Here is a 20,507-nt window from a genome sequence, read left to right as displayed (position 1 = left end):
TGCCTATCCACCGCCAGTCTAAGCAACCGTGCGGAGAACGAAAGAATTTTGTGGAAATTTCTCAAGTAGGCGAGCACGAATGGGGGGCACGTGAATTACTGTTGTAACACTTGGGAGCATTCTGCGCGGTATTCGCATTATTACGGCTACCCGTCCTCCCTAAGATGTTGAATTGATATACTTTTCAGCCACCGCCTCATGTCGTTCTTACGCACTCATCCCGCCGGCGGTGCGATTGTTATTCCTCCTTATTCCCACGTTGTGAGTTGAATATGTCCCGTCGTCCCGCTATCCGTCGCTCTCCTTTCTTTCGCATGGAAGCCCGCAAAGAGACACGATCGAGCGGTGGTTCGAAGAGTTTCAGCCGCCGTCTGCATCACGAGACGTTGGAAAAACGCGAGTTGTTGGCCGCTGATCTGCTTGCCATCCGGCCCGATGCGGGGGCGTTGATCTCCGAAGGCACGAAGCTCTCGACCCCACCGCGGGAGTTCAGTCTGCTGTTCAATGGGGACGCGAATCTCGACGAAAATTCCGTCAACAGTGACACAGTTCGACTTGTCCGGGCGGGCAGCGACGCAACATTTGGTACCGCCGACGATGTGCAAGTTTCGTTGGGCTACGTGGGGTTTGTGGAGCCCGGCGTTACCGATCCCGACAATTTGCACAAGATCGTGCTGCGACCCGCGAGCACGGCCTCGCACAACGCGACGGATCCAACGTTCGCATTCCCAGATGATTTTTATCGTATCGAGATCATTGGTAGCGGCGCCGATCCGCTCCAAGATCTCAATGGCGTGCCATTCAACGACGGGCATGATTCGATCACCCCCTTTCGCTTGGACCGCGGGATTCAGGTCACCGCCGTGATCCCGCAACCGATCGAGCGGGACGTCGACGGCAGTTTGTTGCCGCAAGACAACCGCATCGACGTGTATTTTGACGAGCAGCAAATTGCGCCTGCCGTCGCGGAAAATCCCGCGTTCTACCGTTTGGTCGACACGGCAGGCCCCGCTGATACAGCCACGAACCCAGACTCGGTGAGCTACTTTCCCGCCGAGAACCGGGTTCAGTTGAATTTTAACGCCCCGATTCCCGCGGCCACGTATCGACTGGACATCGGTTCGAGTCTAGCCCCGACAGGTTCCAGCGGTGTACTGCCGCAGACGTTCACCGGTGAGATCGGCACTTCGTTCAAAGACTTGCTATCGCCCACGGCGGCCGGGAACTTTGGGAGCCTGAGTTCGGGAACGAGTGTCAAAGTAGCGTCGCAGATTTCTGCCGCCGGTTCGGTATCCCTGCCTGCACGGCCGGGTGGGCTCGACGAACCAGGACACCGTCAGATCCAACTCGAAGCACACTTTGGCAGCACCGGGTTGGGTCAAGTTGGCCCGCGCGCCACCCAAACTCGTGTGTACTCCTTCCCTGACTATTTCCCGGCCAACAGCGCCGGCATTGTTTATCAGAACTTCATCTCACCCGCTGAGAAAGACATCGTGCGGGGGATTTTGGAAATCTACGCCCAGCAGATTGGGATGGAATTCGTCGAAAGCAGTACCGGCGGCGGTCTGGTCATTGGTAAGGGAGATCTGCAGGCCGCTCGCGCGGATGCGACATCGGCCCCCGGCGGCATCGCGGGGCTTGGCGGGGGGAATCTCGTGGTCTTGGACAAAGAAGATTTTACTGAGAGCAACCGGTTCTTCGGTGATGGATTCACGGGCGTCGCGTTCCACGAGGTCGGCCATGCCCTCGGCCTCGGTCACGCCTACGAGCTGCCTGCGACAATGGGAGCGGGTGTTCCCAGTGATGGTACGGGGTCGGTCGTGGAGCCCGGTGACCATGATCTCGTGCACCTGCAGCGAATTTCGCCCCCCAACGCCAACGACATCGATCTGTACCGGTTCAACATCATCGAGCCTGGCAAAGTTCAGATTGAAACCAGTGCCGAGCGTCTGGCCTCGCCGAGTCTGCTCAACACGGTGTTGCGTCTGTTCCGCAAAAACGCCGATGGAACGTCCGAACTTATCGCTCAAAATGATCGCTACTATGGCAGCGATTCCTTGATTGAAGTCGACCTTCCGGCGGGCGAATACTTCTTTGGCGTCAGCAGTGCGGGCAATGAAAACTATGATCCCGCGATCGCTAACTCAGGTTTTGGCGGAACGACCGATGGGAATTATGAAGTTCAACTGTCCTTCACAGCAACTCCGACCGTTAGCCAGCAGCTCACCGACGTGGACGGGACTGCGATCGATGGCGATGGAGACGGTTCGCCAGGCGGCGTGCATTCGTTCTGGTTCGAGTCGAACGCCAACGCGATCTTCGTTGATAAGCTCGCCCCCAATGGTGGCGACGGTTCGTCCTCGCTGCCGTTCAATAGCATCGCCCCGGCACTCGCCGCGGCTCAAGCGATCACGGCGGGCGGCACCACACGCGCGCTCGTCCGGATTGTTGGTAATGTCGATGAAGACAGTCCCACAGGCCTGCGGGATGCGACGCCATATTTAGTCGGCTCCACCCGCGCCGGCGCGGCCCTGCCCGACGGCAACAGCCTGACCGTTCCAAAGGGGACGACCGTCCGGATTGAGGCGGGAGCCCTGATCAAAATGCGGGCGGCCAACATTGACGTTGGGACCTCATCAATCGGTGCCGACCGCGCCGGCGGCGCGATCCAGGTGCTCGGTACACCTACCCTGCCCGTGTACTTACGCTCCTACCACGATGATCAGGCCGGAGGCGATTCCGATGGCAACGGTCCCGCCCCCAACGGTGGTGATTACGGGGGCATCGTCTTACGCGACGACTCGGACCTCGAAGCCGGTGGCGTCTTCCTGAGCACGATCAATCATGCGGACATCCGACACGGGGGCGGCAAAGGCACCCCCACGGGCACCCGCGTGTTCTCACCGATTGATATCAACGATGCGCGCCCCACGGTCACCTTCAACACGATTACCGATGCCGCGAAGGCCGCCGTCGCCGCCAGCCCGAATAGCTTCGACGATTCGCTCGGGCGAATCGGCCCCAACATTCTTGGCAACTACTTGAGCGGCAACACGGACAACGGGTTGTTTGTGGGGATCCCCACGGACCTGGGCAGTTCGGTTCAGAAAATGACGGTTTCGGGTCGGTTCGACGATACCGATATCACCCATATTTTGACGGAGTCGCTGATCATCGTGGGGAATCCTGGTGGCCCGATCATCGAAAACGGCGTATTGAAGGCGCGTCCCTCGGGCCGCTTAATGATCGACCCGGGAACGGTGATCAAACTACGGGAGGCTCGCATTGAAGCCGAGCGCGGCGCCGCCACGTTAATCGCCGAAGGTACTGCCAACAGCCCCATTATTTTCACGTCCCTGGCTGACAGTCGCTACGGCGGAAGCGGTGTGTTTCAAACCAACAGTGGCGTCGGCCAACCCCAAGCAGGGAATTGGGGCGGGTTGTTCTTCGGAGAAGCCTCGCGAGGCAGTCTCGACCACACCGTGATCGCCTACGGCGGCGGCGTAGTTCCGACGGCGGCCACCGCAGGCGGGGCATCGGATCGTTTCAACGCCGTTGAGATTCATCAAGCTGAAGTTCGTATCGCCAACAGTTTGATCACCGATAATGCCAGTGGGAATGCCAATAGCAATCGGTTCGGTCGCGGTAATAACCAAGCCGCTGCGATTTATGTTCGCGGCGCCCAACCCATTTTGGTCGACAATCAAATCGTCCGAAACGATGGGCCGGCGATCAATATCAATGCGGACGCTCTGCAGTACGAAACACTCGTCGACTCAGGTCGCAGTATTGGCGCAGTCGATCGCTATCGCCAATTCGACGACAACCGCGGTCCACTGATTCGGCTCAACGAGCTCGACGACAATCAAATGAACGGGCTGAAGGTGCGCGGCGAGGAACTTTCCACGCAAAGCGTGTGGGATGATTCAGACATCGTCCATGTGCTCGATGGCCAGGTTACGGTGGGCAACCATCACACTTACAGCGGTCTTCGTTTGCAAAGTAATGTTTCGGAAAGTCTCGTCGTGAAGGTCAGTGGCACGAACTCTGGCTTCACCGCGACCGGCGACCCGCTAGATATTGTGGACCGCATCGGCGGCACCATCCAAGTACTCGGTCTGCCTGGTTATCCGGTCGTGATCACGCACCTCGCCGACGATTCAGTGGGTGCCGGATTCACCCCTGATGGGCACTTGATGACAGACACCGACAACGGTGGCTCCGGGGTGGGAAACCAGAGCTGGCGAGGATTCAAGTTTGACGAGTGGAGCAATGACCGCAATGTGGCGATCATCCGCGAAGCGGAGCCGCCGTTGACCGGTGGTGAGAGTATCAACTCCAACCCGATCACCAAGGCGCAACCTCTCGGCGTCTTGGCCCCCAACCTCAAGAGCGGTGACGAAAACCGTCGACTCGGTTTCCAGGTCCAAGGGTACATCAGCCCAGACGATGCCAAGGACGAGGACGTCTACAGTTTCCAAGCATCGGCGGGAACTCGGGTTTGGATTGATATCGACCGGACCAACACCACCCTCGACAGCGCGTTCGATGTCGTCTTGGATGATGGCACCCCCAGCGGCATCTTGGTCTTCAGTTCGGACAACCCCATTCCGTTCGGCGTGGCGGGATCATTGACGCAGGAACCCCTGCTCGGCGGCGACTATTTCTCACTGTCTAATAATGATCCTGGTGCAGCGGTCGAGTTGACCGCAACAGGGACCTACTACGTCCGCGTGCGTGCCGCCAAGGTTGACCACGACAGCAATGCGTCGACAGCTGCGGTACCGGTGAGCAAGGGCGAGTACCAACTCCAGATACGTTTGCAACAGATTGACGAATTCCCCGGTTCAACGGTGCGTTACGCCGATGTGCGTTACGCTTCGACCGCGTTCGATGTCCAGGGCTTGCCACGTCACAGCCCGTTGGTGGGCGATGCCGCCGAAGCCGGCGACGCTGGCGGGAATGTCACGGGAACCAGTTCTCAGGAACTCGTCAATTTGCTCGAGACTGACACCGCGGCGATCTCGCTAGCAGGAAATCTAGCCAACGCCTCTGATGTCGATGTCTACCAGTTTGATGTCAGCCACGCAGCGACCCAGGTCATCCCGGGTGTCACGACCGATGTAGGCACCGTGTCAGTCGTTTTCGACATGGACTACGCCGACAAAAAGCGCGGCGATACCTCCATCGCGGTATTTGATGAAAACAGCCGATTAATTTTCATTGGTCGCGAATCGAATATCGAAGATGACCAACCTGCAGTGGGGGGAAACGGCCAAAGTCTTGATGATCTCAGTCGTGGTTCCCTCGGAACGGACGATCCTTACATTGGCCCAGTGCATCTAATATCCGGCAAGACTTATTACGTGGCCGTGATGAGCAATCAAGTCACGCCCTCAGTAGTAGCATCTCAGTTCGCACTCAATGGCCCCAACAGCACTGGCGATGCGGGCATTCTGACACGACTGGAGCCCATCAACTCCGTCGATCGTGTGGTCGAGGACCATATCGGCTTTACTGGATATCTATCGAGCCAGAACGACGAAGGGACCATTTTCCCGAATGATATTCAACCGACTACCGGCCCGCTGTTGAATATCGATACCTCGGCGAATCTCGATCAGCACGTAGCCACATTCCGACTTCAGGACGTGGGATTGTTCCTGGCCACCGACAACAGTGGAAACGACGACGGCGACAATCTCTACACGGTCGATCCCTACCATGGAGGACCAGTGCAGAAGGACTTGACACCCGATGATGATAACCTGACCGATGGACGCAACGATATCCAAGACATCGTCATTCGTGGCGATGGCGTTATGTACGGGTACCGTCGGAATGTCGACGGTGCCAACATGGTGGGCCAGTTGGTGACGCTTGATCCTTTCGACGGAACAGTGCTGGCGACGCAGAACGACAATATCCCAGGGACGGAAGGTTTCAGCAATGTTCGCGACGTGCTCGATCCTCCTAATCCCAATGCGCGGACGCGCGCTCAACGGGCTGCGGAGGTGGTCAATTCTGACGAGGTCGACGCCGTCACCTTCCGGCGTAATGGGAACACCACGGGGGATGAGCCGACGCCTCGCTACGAATCATTTTATTCAGTGCGCGAATCAGACAACGCTTCACGACTGTATCGCGGGAACGCCGATGGTAACGCCTCTCCTGCGGCGCCAACGAACACGACGAATCGGTATGGGTTTGTAGGCGAGATCCAGCCCGTGGGTGTTTCGTTTGCGAGACATTTTCTTACCGTCGACAATGGCGACACGAATAATTTTCAAACCACCGACATCCTGCTGCGTTCCAATGTTCCTGGTGAAGCCGGTAATTTTTCGGTCAACGTGACAACCGGGACCGGCGGAAATGCCGCCGAGGTGAGCTTCACGGGTAACACTCTGAACCTCCGTTTGCGGCGTGCCGGAACTCCGTCGGTGGTCAATGCAACGGCGAACGACATTGTCAACGCGATTAACAATGACGATGACGTCAAGCAGCGCATCATTGCATTGATCTACAGTGGAAACGACAACAACAATGGCGACGGCAGTGGCGGCGTGGTCGCCCGCAATCAGAACATCACGTCGAGTTCGCCCGGTGTCGGCACAGCCGCGGAAGTCTTGCAGGGACGCGTTACTGGTTTGGCGATGTCCAATTTCGACGGCAGCGGCGATTTGTTCGGCGTGACCAGTGCCGGTGAATTTCTGTCGATCAGTCGCACCGATGCTGTAGCCAACGTGCTGACGACAGTTCCCGGCGTCAGCTTCGCTGGGCTGTCGCTCGGACCGCAGAACGTTGACGGCGGCAGTTACAAGAACACACTTTTCGCCACTTCGACCGATGGCCGTCTATTTGCCTTCAACGCAGACGGCACATTTGCCAGCGTTTTCGAAGCTGGTACGTCGACACAGATTACCGGTATGGTCGGTAGTCCCATTGGATTGGCGTTTTCACCGCTCGACTTCAACCTGTGGCACCCCACGATGCTGCGTGCCAACGATGCTGGCCACGGCGTGAACCCGGCACCCGACCACAGCCGGAATGCACTCGGTGATGAGTTTACGATTCCCGATGGCATCACGGGAACGCGCACAACCAGCCAAGGCTCCGGCGGCGCGAGTTTCTACTTTGGATTAGAGCAGTGGAAACGCAACCCTAACGCGGATTTCCAAGGCTACCTGAGCCCCGCGGATCGCAGTGAAAACGCCCAATACGGGTTGAGCACGATCCAACACCAGGACCTCAGCAGCAATACCAATATCCGCAATACCTACGATCTGTCCGGCGGTGCAAAAGGTGCCTTGATCACGAATGATTTTTCGCTGGCAGACGCGAATTATTACGACCGCCCCACACTTTATTTCAACTACCTCCTGGAGACAGAAGCAGCGACGGGCAAGAACGTAAGCGACGTCAATGCGGATAACTTCTTCCGCGACAGCGCTCGCGTTTTTGCCTCCCGTGACAATGGCGTGACGTGGGAACTGCTGGCCACCAATAACTCCACCCTGAGTGGCACCGATGCGTCCGACGGCAATTCCCAAGCCGAATTACCTACGTTTTTATCTCACCTTGCTGACGCCGGCATCAACAGCAGCGATCCGCAGCCCCAGAGCAAGCAGATTGCGCAAGAGCTGTTTGACGGCGATCCCGGCAATCCGCTCTGGCATCAAGCTCGCATCGATCTGTCCCCGTTTGCCGGCGAGTCTTCGATCAAGTTGCGGTTTGATTTCAGCACGTCTGGCTCGTCCATCGAAGGGGATTTGCCGGGCGACTTCTTCGGCGAACGCGCCGACATCGAACATTCAGGGGCTGGCTCGAACAACAACCACGAAGGCTTCTATATTGACGACATACTCGTCGGTTTTGCGGAGCGTGGTGAGATGGTGACTAACGCGCCGGCGACAACCGACAACGCGTTCGTCGATCTCGCGCAGAGTCCTCAGTCGAATGTCAAACGCGATGAGAATGCCCTAACCAATCAGCTCTCCGGTGACTATCAGCTGGAGATGCGCCGCACTGGCGAGTACGCCGCTGGGGTCAACGGCACGATCGTCGTTGGGGAAGTCTTTGACACCAACGTACGACACATTCTGAATTCCACGCTGGGCACGGGCCTCGACGCGGATCGAAACAAGCAACGAGAGCAGGGTTTACTGATTCTTGAGAACAACATCATCTCGGACTCACGATTGGTTGGCGTGAATGTGGCGCCGCCAGCGGGACAGGGCGATGGTGACGGGGTCACCTTCCCCGGTGCCACACAAAACTTCTCGGACAAAGACGATCAACGTTTCGTTCCGGGCGTCGTCATCCAAAACAATATTATTGTCGGCAGCAGCGGCATTGATTATTCCGGGCAGCCAAATGGAACGCCCCAGAGCCCCAGACCGATCGGGCGGATTATCAATAATACGTTCATCGGAAATGACAATAGCCAGTTCGGTGTGCGGATTCACGACAACGCTAGCCCGACGCTGCTCAATAATGTGTTCAGCACCCTCGGCAATGGCATCGACAACAATGGTGTCGGCGCGGTGATCGACAACAACTATTTTCATAATGCCGGTACGGTCCAAGGTTCTGACCCCCGCTCGGGAACCGATCCACTATTCGTCGATCCAGATGGACGCAACTACTATCCGCTGGCCACTGCTGGCACGATCAACAACTCCCAAGACCTCTTGAACGATCGCGGCGCTTATGCGGCATTTAAGAACATCCTTGGGATCCCGCAATCGCCGTACTTTGCGCCCATTCTCGATGCGTTCGGTCAATTGCGAGTCAGCGGCGGGATCGGCGGCGATGGTGCCGGTCCGAACACCGACATTGACATCGGGGCGGCGGACTTCTCGGACTTCGTGCAACCCTATGCGAAGCTGCTCAATCCGGTCGATCAGGACGATGCAGGCCTCGACAGCGACCCCGCCGAAACATTCATTCAACTGAATAATCCGGATCTTCAAGCATTCTCGATACTGCTGTCCGATGGTGAGAATTCGAACTCACCGTTTGAGGGTACCGGCATTGATCCCGGTACGGTCAACGCGTCGACGGTATTGATTCGTCAAGACAATCGTTTGCTCCAGGTGGGTCGCGATTTCAACTTGGCATTCAATCCATCGACGGGTGAATTGCGGCTGACGCCACTGTCGGATCTTTGGAATCCCAACAGCGTTTACGAGATCATCCTGCTCAACGGCGACCAGAAAGCAGTCACGCTAGACGCCACCGGCGGCCACGTCATCAGCGATGGTGATCAAATATCAGTAACCAATGATACTCATACCGAGACCCTCGAATTTGATTCCGGCTACGTGGTACAACTCGCGGCTGCCAGTGCGATCCTCGACGGACAAACGTTCGAGTACAGCACGACAGGTGGAACGAATGGTTACACCGCAAGATTCCAGATTGACAAGCTGCCCACGACCCCCGCAGATACGTTCACCGGCGAGGTGCGAATCGGACGCGTCTCCGGCGACGATGATGTAACGGTCAGCGTGACCGACCCGAGCAAATTTGCCGTCGGTGATTTCATACGCATCTCCGATGAGATCATGTCGGTTGTGGGCGTCGACGCAGGACTTGCGGAATTGACCGTCCAGCGTGGTGTGCTGGGAACTCCGCGCAGCCACCATCAGGCAGGCGCGACGTTTGCCAATCGCGTGGAGTTGGTCGATCAAGGCCATCGCGCGTTAACCGATACCGCGATTGGCAGTGCAGCTACGGACGACACGTTCACAGTTCTCCAGGGCAGTGACTTGGGACTGGACCCCGCCCAGCTCGCTTTGGCTGGCATGATGACTTTCATCCGTATCAACGATGAATTCATGCGAGTGACCGCCTACGACGATGCCTCAGGCACAGTCAACGTCGAACGGGGTGCCCTCGGATCGACCATGGCCACCCACGCCCGGTTCTCTGTCGCTGAAGTCATTGCCACTGACCGTGGTGCGACGTTGTCGCCGGATCAATCGGTGCACCTCGATGACGTGCTGCTCGACGGCGCGACAGCAGGTCCGTTAACCGTGACAGGCAACAGTTTGTTGGCATCCGACCGAACCGTAGAAGTCACTCCCAATGCGAGTTTCGTACCGAAGGTGGGTGACCTACTGCAAATTGGAACGGAGATTGTCAAAATCATCGATATTCAGCCAGGCCCTGTCGCGGGCGATCTGTCGCTGTCGATCGATCGCGGTCTGTTCGATACCGCAGTGGTCGAACATTCCGCTACGATTACCGAGACCGTCGGCGGCGTGGAGACAACCTATGCCACTCCCATTCGTCTGATTGATTCGGCTTACGAAACGGTCTCCCTGTTTGAATCTGATCCGCTCGATGATGTCGAACTGACTCCAATCAGCCCCGACGTGGCCGGACAAGTCCAATCAGGAATTGCATCGAAGATCGCTCGTGTGATGCGAGAGTTCGAAGCGGTCCAGCCCAGCACGGCGGGCGATTTCGATCTGCGACTGCCCCATGCACAAGGGATCGAGGGTGGACGCGTTTATCTCGGTGGCCATGTCGGCGACACGATTGCGTTCTCAAGCGGATCGGCGGACGGGCTCGCGGCTAGCCTGGTACCGGATGCAGCCCCCGGGGTCTCCGCTGGCGCGATCGCGATTCCGTTCATCCCGAGCGTGACGTTCCCGCAAACAGCAGTCAATGCCGCCGTGCTCGCCGCGATCAACAACAGCGATAGTCTTGATCTCACCGGTGTCTCCGAAGGCGGTGGCGGGTTCTATCTCGTCAGTAACTCCGGCGGCGACGTTGCCGACATCAGTGTCACCTCAACCAGTGCAGGTTTCACCGTGACGGCCAGCGACGTGCAAGGAATTGCGGACAAGGCCGGCAATTTGCTGCGGGCCAACCGCAGTACACAAACTCGCTTTACCGTCGGCGTGGGGCCAACGGCCTTCGATTTCGGTGATGGCGTTGAAACTGCGGATCCCAATAATCTCGCCCGACATACTGTGCTCGGCCTCGGCGACACGCTCAACGGTGATCCACGCTTAGGTTCCCCGAATGAGCTTGGTAGCAACATCGTTGATAGCGAAAGCAGCTCGGGAGTCAGCTTTGATCTCGCCAACGTGCTGCGGGATGACACCACCCTGCCCGCACCAACGATGCTCCTGAACGCTGTCGATGCGACGGCGACCACCATCGCCGTCTCTAGCGGCACGGCTGCGGGGTTCGCGAACTATCTCGGTGGGTATCTCTTGCTAGGTACCGAAGTCGTACGGGTTGATGCGATCCGGATTGGTGACCAACTCACTCTCACGCGCGGCCAACTCGGCTCGGTGGCGATCGGTCACGATGCGTCGACTCCGCTCGCCGTCGTGGATGACGAAAACGGATTGGATCTGTCATCGGTCAATGCAACCTTCAATATCGCTCGCACAACCGCGGTTGGTGGCGGGCCAGTGATGGTCAACGTGCTGGCGACCGATTACGGAGTCGTCGACGGCTGGATCGACTTCAACCATAACGGGAAACTCGATGTTGGCGATAATCCAACCAACTATGACGAGCGAGTGTTTAATAGTATCGCGGTATGGCCAGGCGAGAATCACTTGCCGGTGTCGTTCCCGAGCACGCTGCCAGGGGGCGCTACGATCACAGGCGATATGGTGATGCGTCTGAGAATCAGCAAACTCGGTGGTCTGTCCGCCGATGGGCTAGCGATCGGTGGCGAGGTGGAAGACCACCGAATCTCGATCGTCGCTGGTGTGCCGCCGATGTTGAAAGATCTCAACGACCGGGCGGTCGAGGCAGACCAAACGGAAGTGTTCACGACATCGGAGCATGTTCTCGGCAATCCTGCCACGGTGGCCACCGGCAGGGTATTCACCGCATCCACGGATGCGGACAACCATGCCATCTCCATGCTCGAAATCGTAGATCTGCAAACCGGTCGAGCCTATCCGCTCGCTGGCGGAACGGCAGTAATCGACCAACTGCATGATTCCCTGGGGCGAGTCGCTGGCAAGCTGAGTGTTGACGCCGACAGCACGGTTACCTTCGTCCCGCGAACGAACTACGACACCGCGCCGGTTCCCGGCCCCGATGGAATCCCCGGGACAGCGGATGACGTTACGCCCACGTTGACGTTTGGCTATCGCATTGTTGACGCGACCGGTGTGGCGGGCGTGGAGACCGGGACGATTTCGCTGAGCGTCACACCTGTGAATCAAATTCCGACGCTCGATGCGATCCCCATGACATCCGATGCTGGCATCGACTTGGATGCGTTATTCGAAGATCAAGATCTCGACGGCGACGGCAACATCGATATCCAGAACGTGTCATTGTCTGGCATCTCCGCTGGTGGAGGCAATGTGCAACCGGTCCGCGTTACGGCGACAACGACAAACCTCGCCGACGACGGCACGGGGAACTTTGTCAACGCCGGCAGCCAAACCCCACTGTTGATTACGGACCTCGATGTGGTAGGTCTCGATGGTTCCGCCTACGACGGTGGCAGCTCGCAGGCGAAACTGAAGTTCACCACGACTGCCGATCAGTATGGAACAGCATCGATTACGGTAACGGTGACCGATCCCGGTGCCGACGGTGACTTCAGCACCACGGGTGACAATTTAACGACCACGCAAACCGTGACAGTCACGGTCGCTCCTGTGAACGACAAGCCCGCGACGGTCGAGCGTCTGTGGACGCAAATCGAGGCTGCAGAGGGAGCGAACGACACGCCAATTTCGTTCGCTTTCACTGCCGCTGATCTTGCTGGTACTTCGGGCGTGGCAAATCCGTTTGACGACAAAACTCGGGTCGATGCCGGTGGCAGCGGCGCTGCGCCGTTCAACGAGGAGAACCAGCTTAGTACCTTAACGGTGAGCAAGCTGATCTTCCTGGACAATGCGATCATCACCTACACGCAAACTGACGCGTCGGGCAGCACTCTAATCACCCAATCCGACAGAACGCTGACGTTTGCGAATCTGTTCGACCCCACCGGAACGATTTCGACCGGAGACGTCACCGTCACGTTCACTGGCAGCGACGGCCTCACCGGCACGATGGTTATCAAACATTCTGGTGGCACCTTTGACTCGGCAATTTTCACGCCTGCCGTGGATGCCAACGACAACTACGACGGCCTTCCTCAAGAGTTGCAATACGTTGTCTCTGATAGCGGTGTGTCGATCGCGCCCAAGGTCGACAGTAGCGATCCAGACGTCCAGCTCGGAGCGACCGATCCCATCGAGTCGAGCCCGGCAACCATTCGCTTCTCCATCACACCAAAGGCAGACTCCCCGGTGCTAGGCGACTTCCAGCCCGGTATCAACATCGACGAGACGGAAGTGGACAGCGATCCCTCCAACGACAGCTACACGCTGCAACTCATTGACCTGTTCACTGACGAAGACCAAGCCTTCCTGTTCGGTGCGGGTGCTGATGAAACGGGGACGGTGCCGGCGAGTTGGGTCACGATCACAGCGAACCCCGGCAACCCCGCTGGATTGCTCGACGTGCCAACGATCAATCAGACCGTCGACACGGACCCCATCTCGCTGACTCTCACACCAACGCCAGATGCCTATGGCGTTGCCGAGTTCTCGGTATCGATCACCAATCCAAATAACGGTTTGTCATCGCTCACGAAGACATTGACGGTGACGGTAAACCCTACCAACGATGCCCCGCAAACCAGCGACCGTATCGTGACCGGCCAAGAAGACATCGCCTACACCTTCGATATCAGTGATCTGATTCACACCGTTAATGATCCTGCTCGAGCGAGTCAGTTCGTTGGTGACGGGGTCACCTCCCCACTCTACGACGAGAGCGAGCAAGATCTGGTTGTGTACGGTTTCAAATACCTTGATACCGAATACTTGTCAGCGGACTACGACAACGGTCCGGGAGTCGACGTACAGCAGCTCGTCGAACTACCGAATGGGGACGTGACGTTGACGTTCCGAGCTGGTGTGTTCATGTCGGGGACATTTACCCCTGACCCCGACTACTTTGTCGACGATGCCGCCGCATCAGCGCTGGTGGGCGACGTCCTGCAATACTCGGTTATCGACGCTGGTTCGTACGACATGTATGGTCCGGGGACGGGACCTGACTCGGGCACCGCCGTTGTGGTTGACACCGTGCCGGTCGTTAACCCGGTTCCCGGAGAGCTGCCACTGACTGCCACCGCATCGATCACGTTTGTGACTGAGGCGGTCAACGACGTGCCGACGATCCCTGCCTATACGCAGACTGTCGAGCTGTACGAGGATCAACCCACGTCGGTTAGTGGCATATTGACGACGAATATCTTCGCCAATCCCGCCACTGACATGATCTTGCCCGGGCCGCTCAACGAGGTCCCCACGCAATCGGTCCTCCAGCCCATCATCCTGAGCTATGTCAGTGGGACGACAGGCATGCTCGCCGCCGCCCCCACACTCGAGCTTGATGGCACATTAAGTGTTGCACCCGTCGCCGATGCCTTCGGATCAGCGGTGTATGAGATCACGCTCACCGATAGCGAGGGAGCGACGACGACCCCCAAACCGTTGTTGACGATCACCATCGATGCCGTCAACGATCAACCGATTACATATGATCGCTTGATCGTGATGGACGAAGCGATCGAACCCGCGACGGTTAGCCAGACGATCACCGCGGCCGATCTGATTCTGGGAAATCGACTCAACGATGGTCAGACGAGCGAATTGCCCGCGATCAATTCGCATCCGAACATCAATCCGCTATTCGCCGAGACCGATTCGCTGGAAGTCGCTGAAATCAATGTTTTGGACCAAAATGGCAATGACCGCATTTTCCGTGGCGATGCCGGTGAGCCCACTCAGGTCGTGACGGCAAACGGAGGTGTGCTCACCTTAACGTTTGCTCCATCTCAAAGTCCAAACGTGCCTGCCGGAACGATGCAGTTCGTTTCCGCGGTGTACGTGCCGGCAATTGACTACAACGAAACGTCACCATCGCTGACGGGCACCGATGATTTCCAGTACGTCATTCGTGATAGTGGACTCAATACGACCGACCCGCTCGCCACTCTGCAGCACCGCAGTCTAAGTGATCCAGCGACCGCGCGGATTCGAGTGTTGGCCAAGAATGATCCGCCGACAATTCCCGCCTACACGCCGAGGGTTTCGTTCTACGAGGATCAACCCACTTCGTTCAACGGCATTCTGCAGGCAAACATTTTCGCTAACCCGACGACCGACTCGATTCTGCCGGGGCCCGCGAACGAGCAAGTGACGCAGACGATGGTTCAGCCAATCACGCTGAGTTACGTCAGTGGAACGGCCGGCATGTTCTCGGCCGATCCGACGCTGAGCCTCAACGGAACCCTCAGTGTCAAACCACTCGCCGATGCCTTTGGAACCGCGGTCTACGAAATTACGCTCACCGATAGTGCAGGGGCAACGAGGTTACCCAAACCTCAACTGACTATTTCCGTTGACGCGGTCAACGATAAACCGGTTGCTTACAACCGCTCGATCATCATGGACGAGGCAGTTGAACCGGGCACAGTGAGTCAGACAATTACAGCGGATGATCTGATCCTGGGCAATCGACTCAATCGAGGTGAGACCGCCGAGAGACCGGCGATCAACGCGCACCCGGATATCAATTCGCTGTTTTCCGAACCAGATACGCTCGAAGTTGCGCAGATTATCGTGCCCGACCAGTTCGGAAACCCACGGCCATTTTTCGGGGCGTCCAATGAACCGACTCAAGTCGTGACGGCGTCCGGGGGCGTCCTGACATTGACCTTCGCCCCCTCGCAGAGCACCAACGTGCCCGCTGGCACAATGCGATTTGTATCGGCAGTATACGTGCCGGCAGTCGACTACAACCAAACGACTCCCTACTTCAAGGTCACCGATGACTTCCAATTTCTCATCCGCGACAGTGGCCTCAATACCACGGACCAGGATGCCGCCCTGCAGCACCGCAATCTGAGTAACGAAGCCTCGGCGCGAATCAGCGTCGTCGCGAAAAACGACCCACCGGTCTTTCCAACATTGGAAATCGTCAACAATACGATTTCATTCTCAGAGATCGAGGTGGGTAACACGTCGCCTCAACGCCAAGATGTCTACGCCGCCGCCAGCACACGGGTGCAGGCCGGACCGTCCACTGCGATCGACGAATTGGCACTGCAGACCAATACCGGTGTGCGTTTCGTCCCCATCGCGGTACCACCAGGCTTGATGGCGAGTCTGCCTACGATGACCAATGACGGCGTGATTGAAGTCTACCCCAACCCCGATGCCTTCGGTGACGCGGTGTACGACGTCATTGCCAGTGACGGAATTCTCGATGCACCTGCACAGCGAATCACGATTGCCATTACGGGGACGAATGACGCCCCGACGGCACCGACTTACGCGTTCACGACACTTGAGGATACACCTGTCACCATCCACGATGTTTCAGGAACGTCAGACCTATCCGCTGGAGCCAGGGCAAGCTCCCTGCCGGTTGATTCGCCTTACAACGAGTCGGGTCAAGATCTTCAGGTCGTCGGTATTGGAATGGTCGACCCCAACAATCCGGCAATCAATTTGCCCACTCCAGTCGTGTTGGCAACCGATCCGTCAATTGCGTACGCGTTGGACACAACTCTCGGTACCATGACGGCGATGCAGCAAGTTAAAACACCCAATGGCACGCTCGATGTGACATTCCAACAACGCGTCAGTGGAGATCTCTCGAGCGGATTCATCTCCAAGATCGTCTATACCCCGGACCCGGGATACAACGACACCCTCCCCGATGACACGTTTACCTATTTCGTCAGTGATTATGGTAGCACGCCGGTACCTGGCAGCACCCCACCGCGAAATCTTGTCATTCCTACCGACGTAGCGAGTCGACTCAGCGCGCCTGCTCGGGTCAGCATCAGTGTGGGCCCCGTGAACACTCCACCAACAGTGCCTGAGTTCGAAGACAACGGTGTCTTCACCTTTGACGAGGACGCCACCGTTCCGGATACGATTCGCACCAACGTGTTCCTCGATGACAGTCTAGTTATCGATGCTGGTGGCGGTGCTGACGAAGCGGGTCAAACGGTGCAGATCACGTTGACTGCCGACGACACGACCTTGGCGAACCAGATTTTCTCAGCACCGCCGACCTTGTCCGCTGATGGAACGTTGCAGGTCTTCCCGAGAGCCAACACATTTGGGACCGTCACCTATACGCTCAGCGTCGTCGACCTCAGTCCTGAGGGTGACGTTCTCACCAACCCACCGGTCACACGCGACTTCACCATCGTCGTCAACTCTATCAACGATCAGCCCACTGCGGCGGCGAAAGCCTTCTCGCTGGCTGAACACCGCGAGGAGTTGGACGCAGGCGGCAATTCGGTTCCGACCTCCGATGGGAATGGGTATCGCGACATCGCCGCTGATACGCTGTTACTGAGCAATGCCTCTGGCGGTGCCGCTCAGCCGAGTTCATTTGTGGACTCCATCGAGCCACCATTCAACGAGGCGAGCCAGACGGCATCTCTACGGGTGATCGGTGTTGGTTTGGCCGGGGCAGTCGCCCCGGTAAAAACAGCCAATGACCCAAGTCTCGTGTATAGCGACGTCGCCGGCGAACTGATCGCAACCGATACGCTCGATACGGCCAATGGCGTTCTGACAATCACGTATCAACGCAATCGCAGTGACGCAACCGACCAATTCGTCAAATCGATCCGGTATACTCCGGATACTGACTACAACTCGTCGGTGCCCTTTGACCCGTCCGACGTATTCACCTACTTCGTCGATGATCGCGGCACCGTCAACCATCTCAGCGGCCCCGCGACCGTCACGATGAGTGTGACGCCTACGAATGACCTGCCGTCAATTCCAGCCCTTCGCAGCGACACCAGTAATGCTGCGGAATTCGTGGTCAGTGATGACGATGGCGTTTATTCCACTAATATTTTCTCGATAACCGGCGGAGTGATCCTACCGGGCCCGGCACCCTCGGATACCTCCCCCGGGGCCCTCGATGAAAATTCGAACTCGACTGTCCGTATCGAACTGCAGCAGGTTAGCGGAACGACAGGGATGTTCAGTACCGAACCCACCCTGGCCGAAAACGGCACGTTGTCACTTGAGGCCAACCCCGATGCCTTTGGCAGCGCAGTTTATGACATTGTGGTCAGCGAACGAGATCTGAGCGGGAATACCAACCCGGCACTTGACCAGATCCGCCGTGAGCAGATTACGATCACGCTTTCCAGCGGAAACGATGTCCCGACCGCCCCGAACCGCACCCTCGAGATGCTCGAGTTTAGCGAATTGGAAAATGGCACTGGAAACCCAGTGTCGGGACCTCCCACTACGATTGAAGGAACCGAGGCCCGCCTGCTCGATTTGACAAATCAGTTTGAAGGTCCAGCCTCGGCAGGCGGGAGCGCTGAGTTCCCCGAAATCCAAACGCTTCACGTGACCGGCATCGGTCTGCCCGGTGAGACCACGCCCACGATTACCGGATCGAGCTTGATCGGTGACTATGCTCTCAATGCCAGTACCGGCAAGATGGAAGCTGGCCAATCACTCATGCTCGCCAACGGTGTTTTGACGGTGACGTTCGTGGAAGTCAGCACCGGTGGGACGACAGAGCGGTATCTTGATCGCTTTTCATACGTTCCCGAGACGGATTACAACACCGCGACGCCCGGCACCACACCGGATCAGTTCACATACTTCGTAACCGATTCGGGCGCACCGCCGGAAACTAGCGATCCGGCATTGGTCACATTGCAGGTTAATCCTAACAACGACGTGCCAACATTCACGCTGAACAGCGACGTGTTCGGGCCCAACGAAACTCTCTATGCACCAGCCCGCACCGACGGCGGCACGACCAGCTTCCCGGGGTTAGTTTCCGATCTATCACCTGGACCGCAGACCGCCGCCGATGAGCAAGCCAATCAGACCGTCGTGTTCCGCTACCAACCCGCCGATTCGGAGGGTACGAGCGGCACTGACCTGGCAACACTGTTCCGGCGTGAACCCGATCTGATCAACGGGACCCTGTTCATCTACCCAGCCGACGGTGCCACAGGCACCGCGACATTGGTGTTCCGCGCCGACGACGGTCCTGACTCGCGAGTCGACCCCAACACCAAGTATCAAGAGCTGACGCTCAAGATCGACATTGGGTCACGGCCGGTAGCCGATGGGACCATCCGCTCGGGAACTTTCAACAATGCTATCGACAGCGGTGTTGCGATCGTCGACCTGAATGATGTGTTCATCGCCACCGATGGCTTGGATCTATCGAGAACGGAGATCCTGACCAACGGGACGAATGGGGTTGCTACGATCAATCCCGCTACTGGAGACCTCGAGTACCGTCCGAATGCTGGGCATATCGGTGAGGATGTCGTGATCATTCAAGTGTACGACAATAGCGGTGTTCCCAGTGGTCCTGTCGAGGTCCAATTCAACACCACGAATTTCCGTCTGACCAATCCCGTGATCGCTGAGGACGTCAATCGCAGTGGAATTGTGACCTCCCTCGATGCCCTCCTGATTATCAACCTCCTCAATGCACAGGAAAATGGTGACGGGGTGCCAATCTCTGAGCTTCCCGATGACGGCATCTACTACGATGTCAGCGATAATGCCGTGATCACTTCTCTGGACGCGCTGCGAGTGATCAATTACCTCAATACGCAAGGACCAACCTCGTCGCCTGAGCCAATTGTTCCTCAATCAGTCGCGCCGCAGTCCTTGGTGCCCAGCAATGGTGTGAGTGTCACGATCGCATCAGAATCACCTGTGACGACGATCGTTGCCGGTGACTCCCAGGTCCTCGTCGGTAATCAGGCCCCCAACTCTGACCACACCGTCTTGGACTTAATCGCCATCGATCAATCCGAGAAGAAGGCGAAGAGTGACGCGTTCGAGACCACACTCGACGCCGCCCTCAGTGAGTTATTTTAGTTCCTAGCGGCTTCGCGACCTCAAGAAGCTAGCTCGCTAGTGAAATAACGATGGAGCCCTGTTGATAGCTGACACTATCTTCAGGGCCCCGATTTGGGTGTGGTGTTATCGCTTGGGTTTTAGCAGCCTGATGAGTGAGTTGCGTTCGTTTTCCGAGTGCACAACTACTCACCCAAGCCGCGCGCGACGCGATGGACTGCCATCGGGTTGGTAAATCCACCGGCAGCCACGCCCGCCGGACCACAAACCTATCTTGTCAACGCCGCTCCTAGAAAGCAGGCTCGAAACATCGTTCAGGACTGCCGAACCGCAGCGACAGCACCCCGATTGTCTCCTCTGAATTCAGCCGCCCTCACCTCACTCGCGAGTGCCCGGGAACATGGCCGAAGCCCTGCATGTAATTTAGGCAGATGCTGCGTACGTTCAGTGCACCGCCGCAGTCAACTGCAATTATCTCGAGCCCTCGGTTTCTGAAAGCTCAAAATCCAATAAAAATCAGAGAACGCTTTAAGCGCAGCTCTTTCACCTTAGATGCCTGCAGCTGCTTTACTGGGTACC

1 protein-coding gene is annotated in these 20,507 nt (G+C 57.4%); it reads left to right on the top strand.

Annotated features, from left to right (window positions below):
- The first annotated feature begins 272 nt into the window (after positions 1–272).
- Positions 273–19,949, top strand: coding sequence for a dockerin type I domain-containing protein (locus Poly21_RS09055; RefSeq protein ID WP_146406515.1), 19,677 nt, complete (start codon positions 273–275; stop codon positions 19,947–19,949).
- Positions 19,950–20,507: the final 558 nt, after the last annotated feature.

It is taken from the genome of Allorhodopirellula heiligendammensis (assembly GCF_007860105.1).
GTDB classification, from domain to species: Bacteria; Planctomycetota; Planctomycetia; order Pirellulales; family Pirellulaceae; genus Rhodopirellula; species Rhodopirellula heiligendammensis.
The sequence above is the reverse complement of the archived record's forward strand: the minus strand, read 5'-3'. Positions and strand labels throughout refer to the sequence as shown.

Excerpts from the sequence above, each read along its gene's own strand:
- Poly21_RS09055 (WP_146406515.1), top strand. The coding sequence starts at position 273 with ATGTCCCGTCGTCCCGCTATCCGTCGCTCTCCTTTCTTTCGCATGGAA.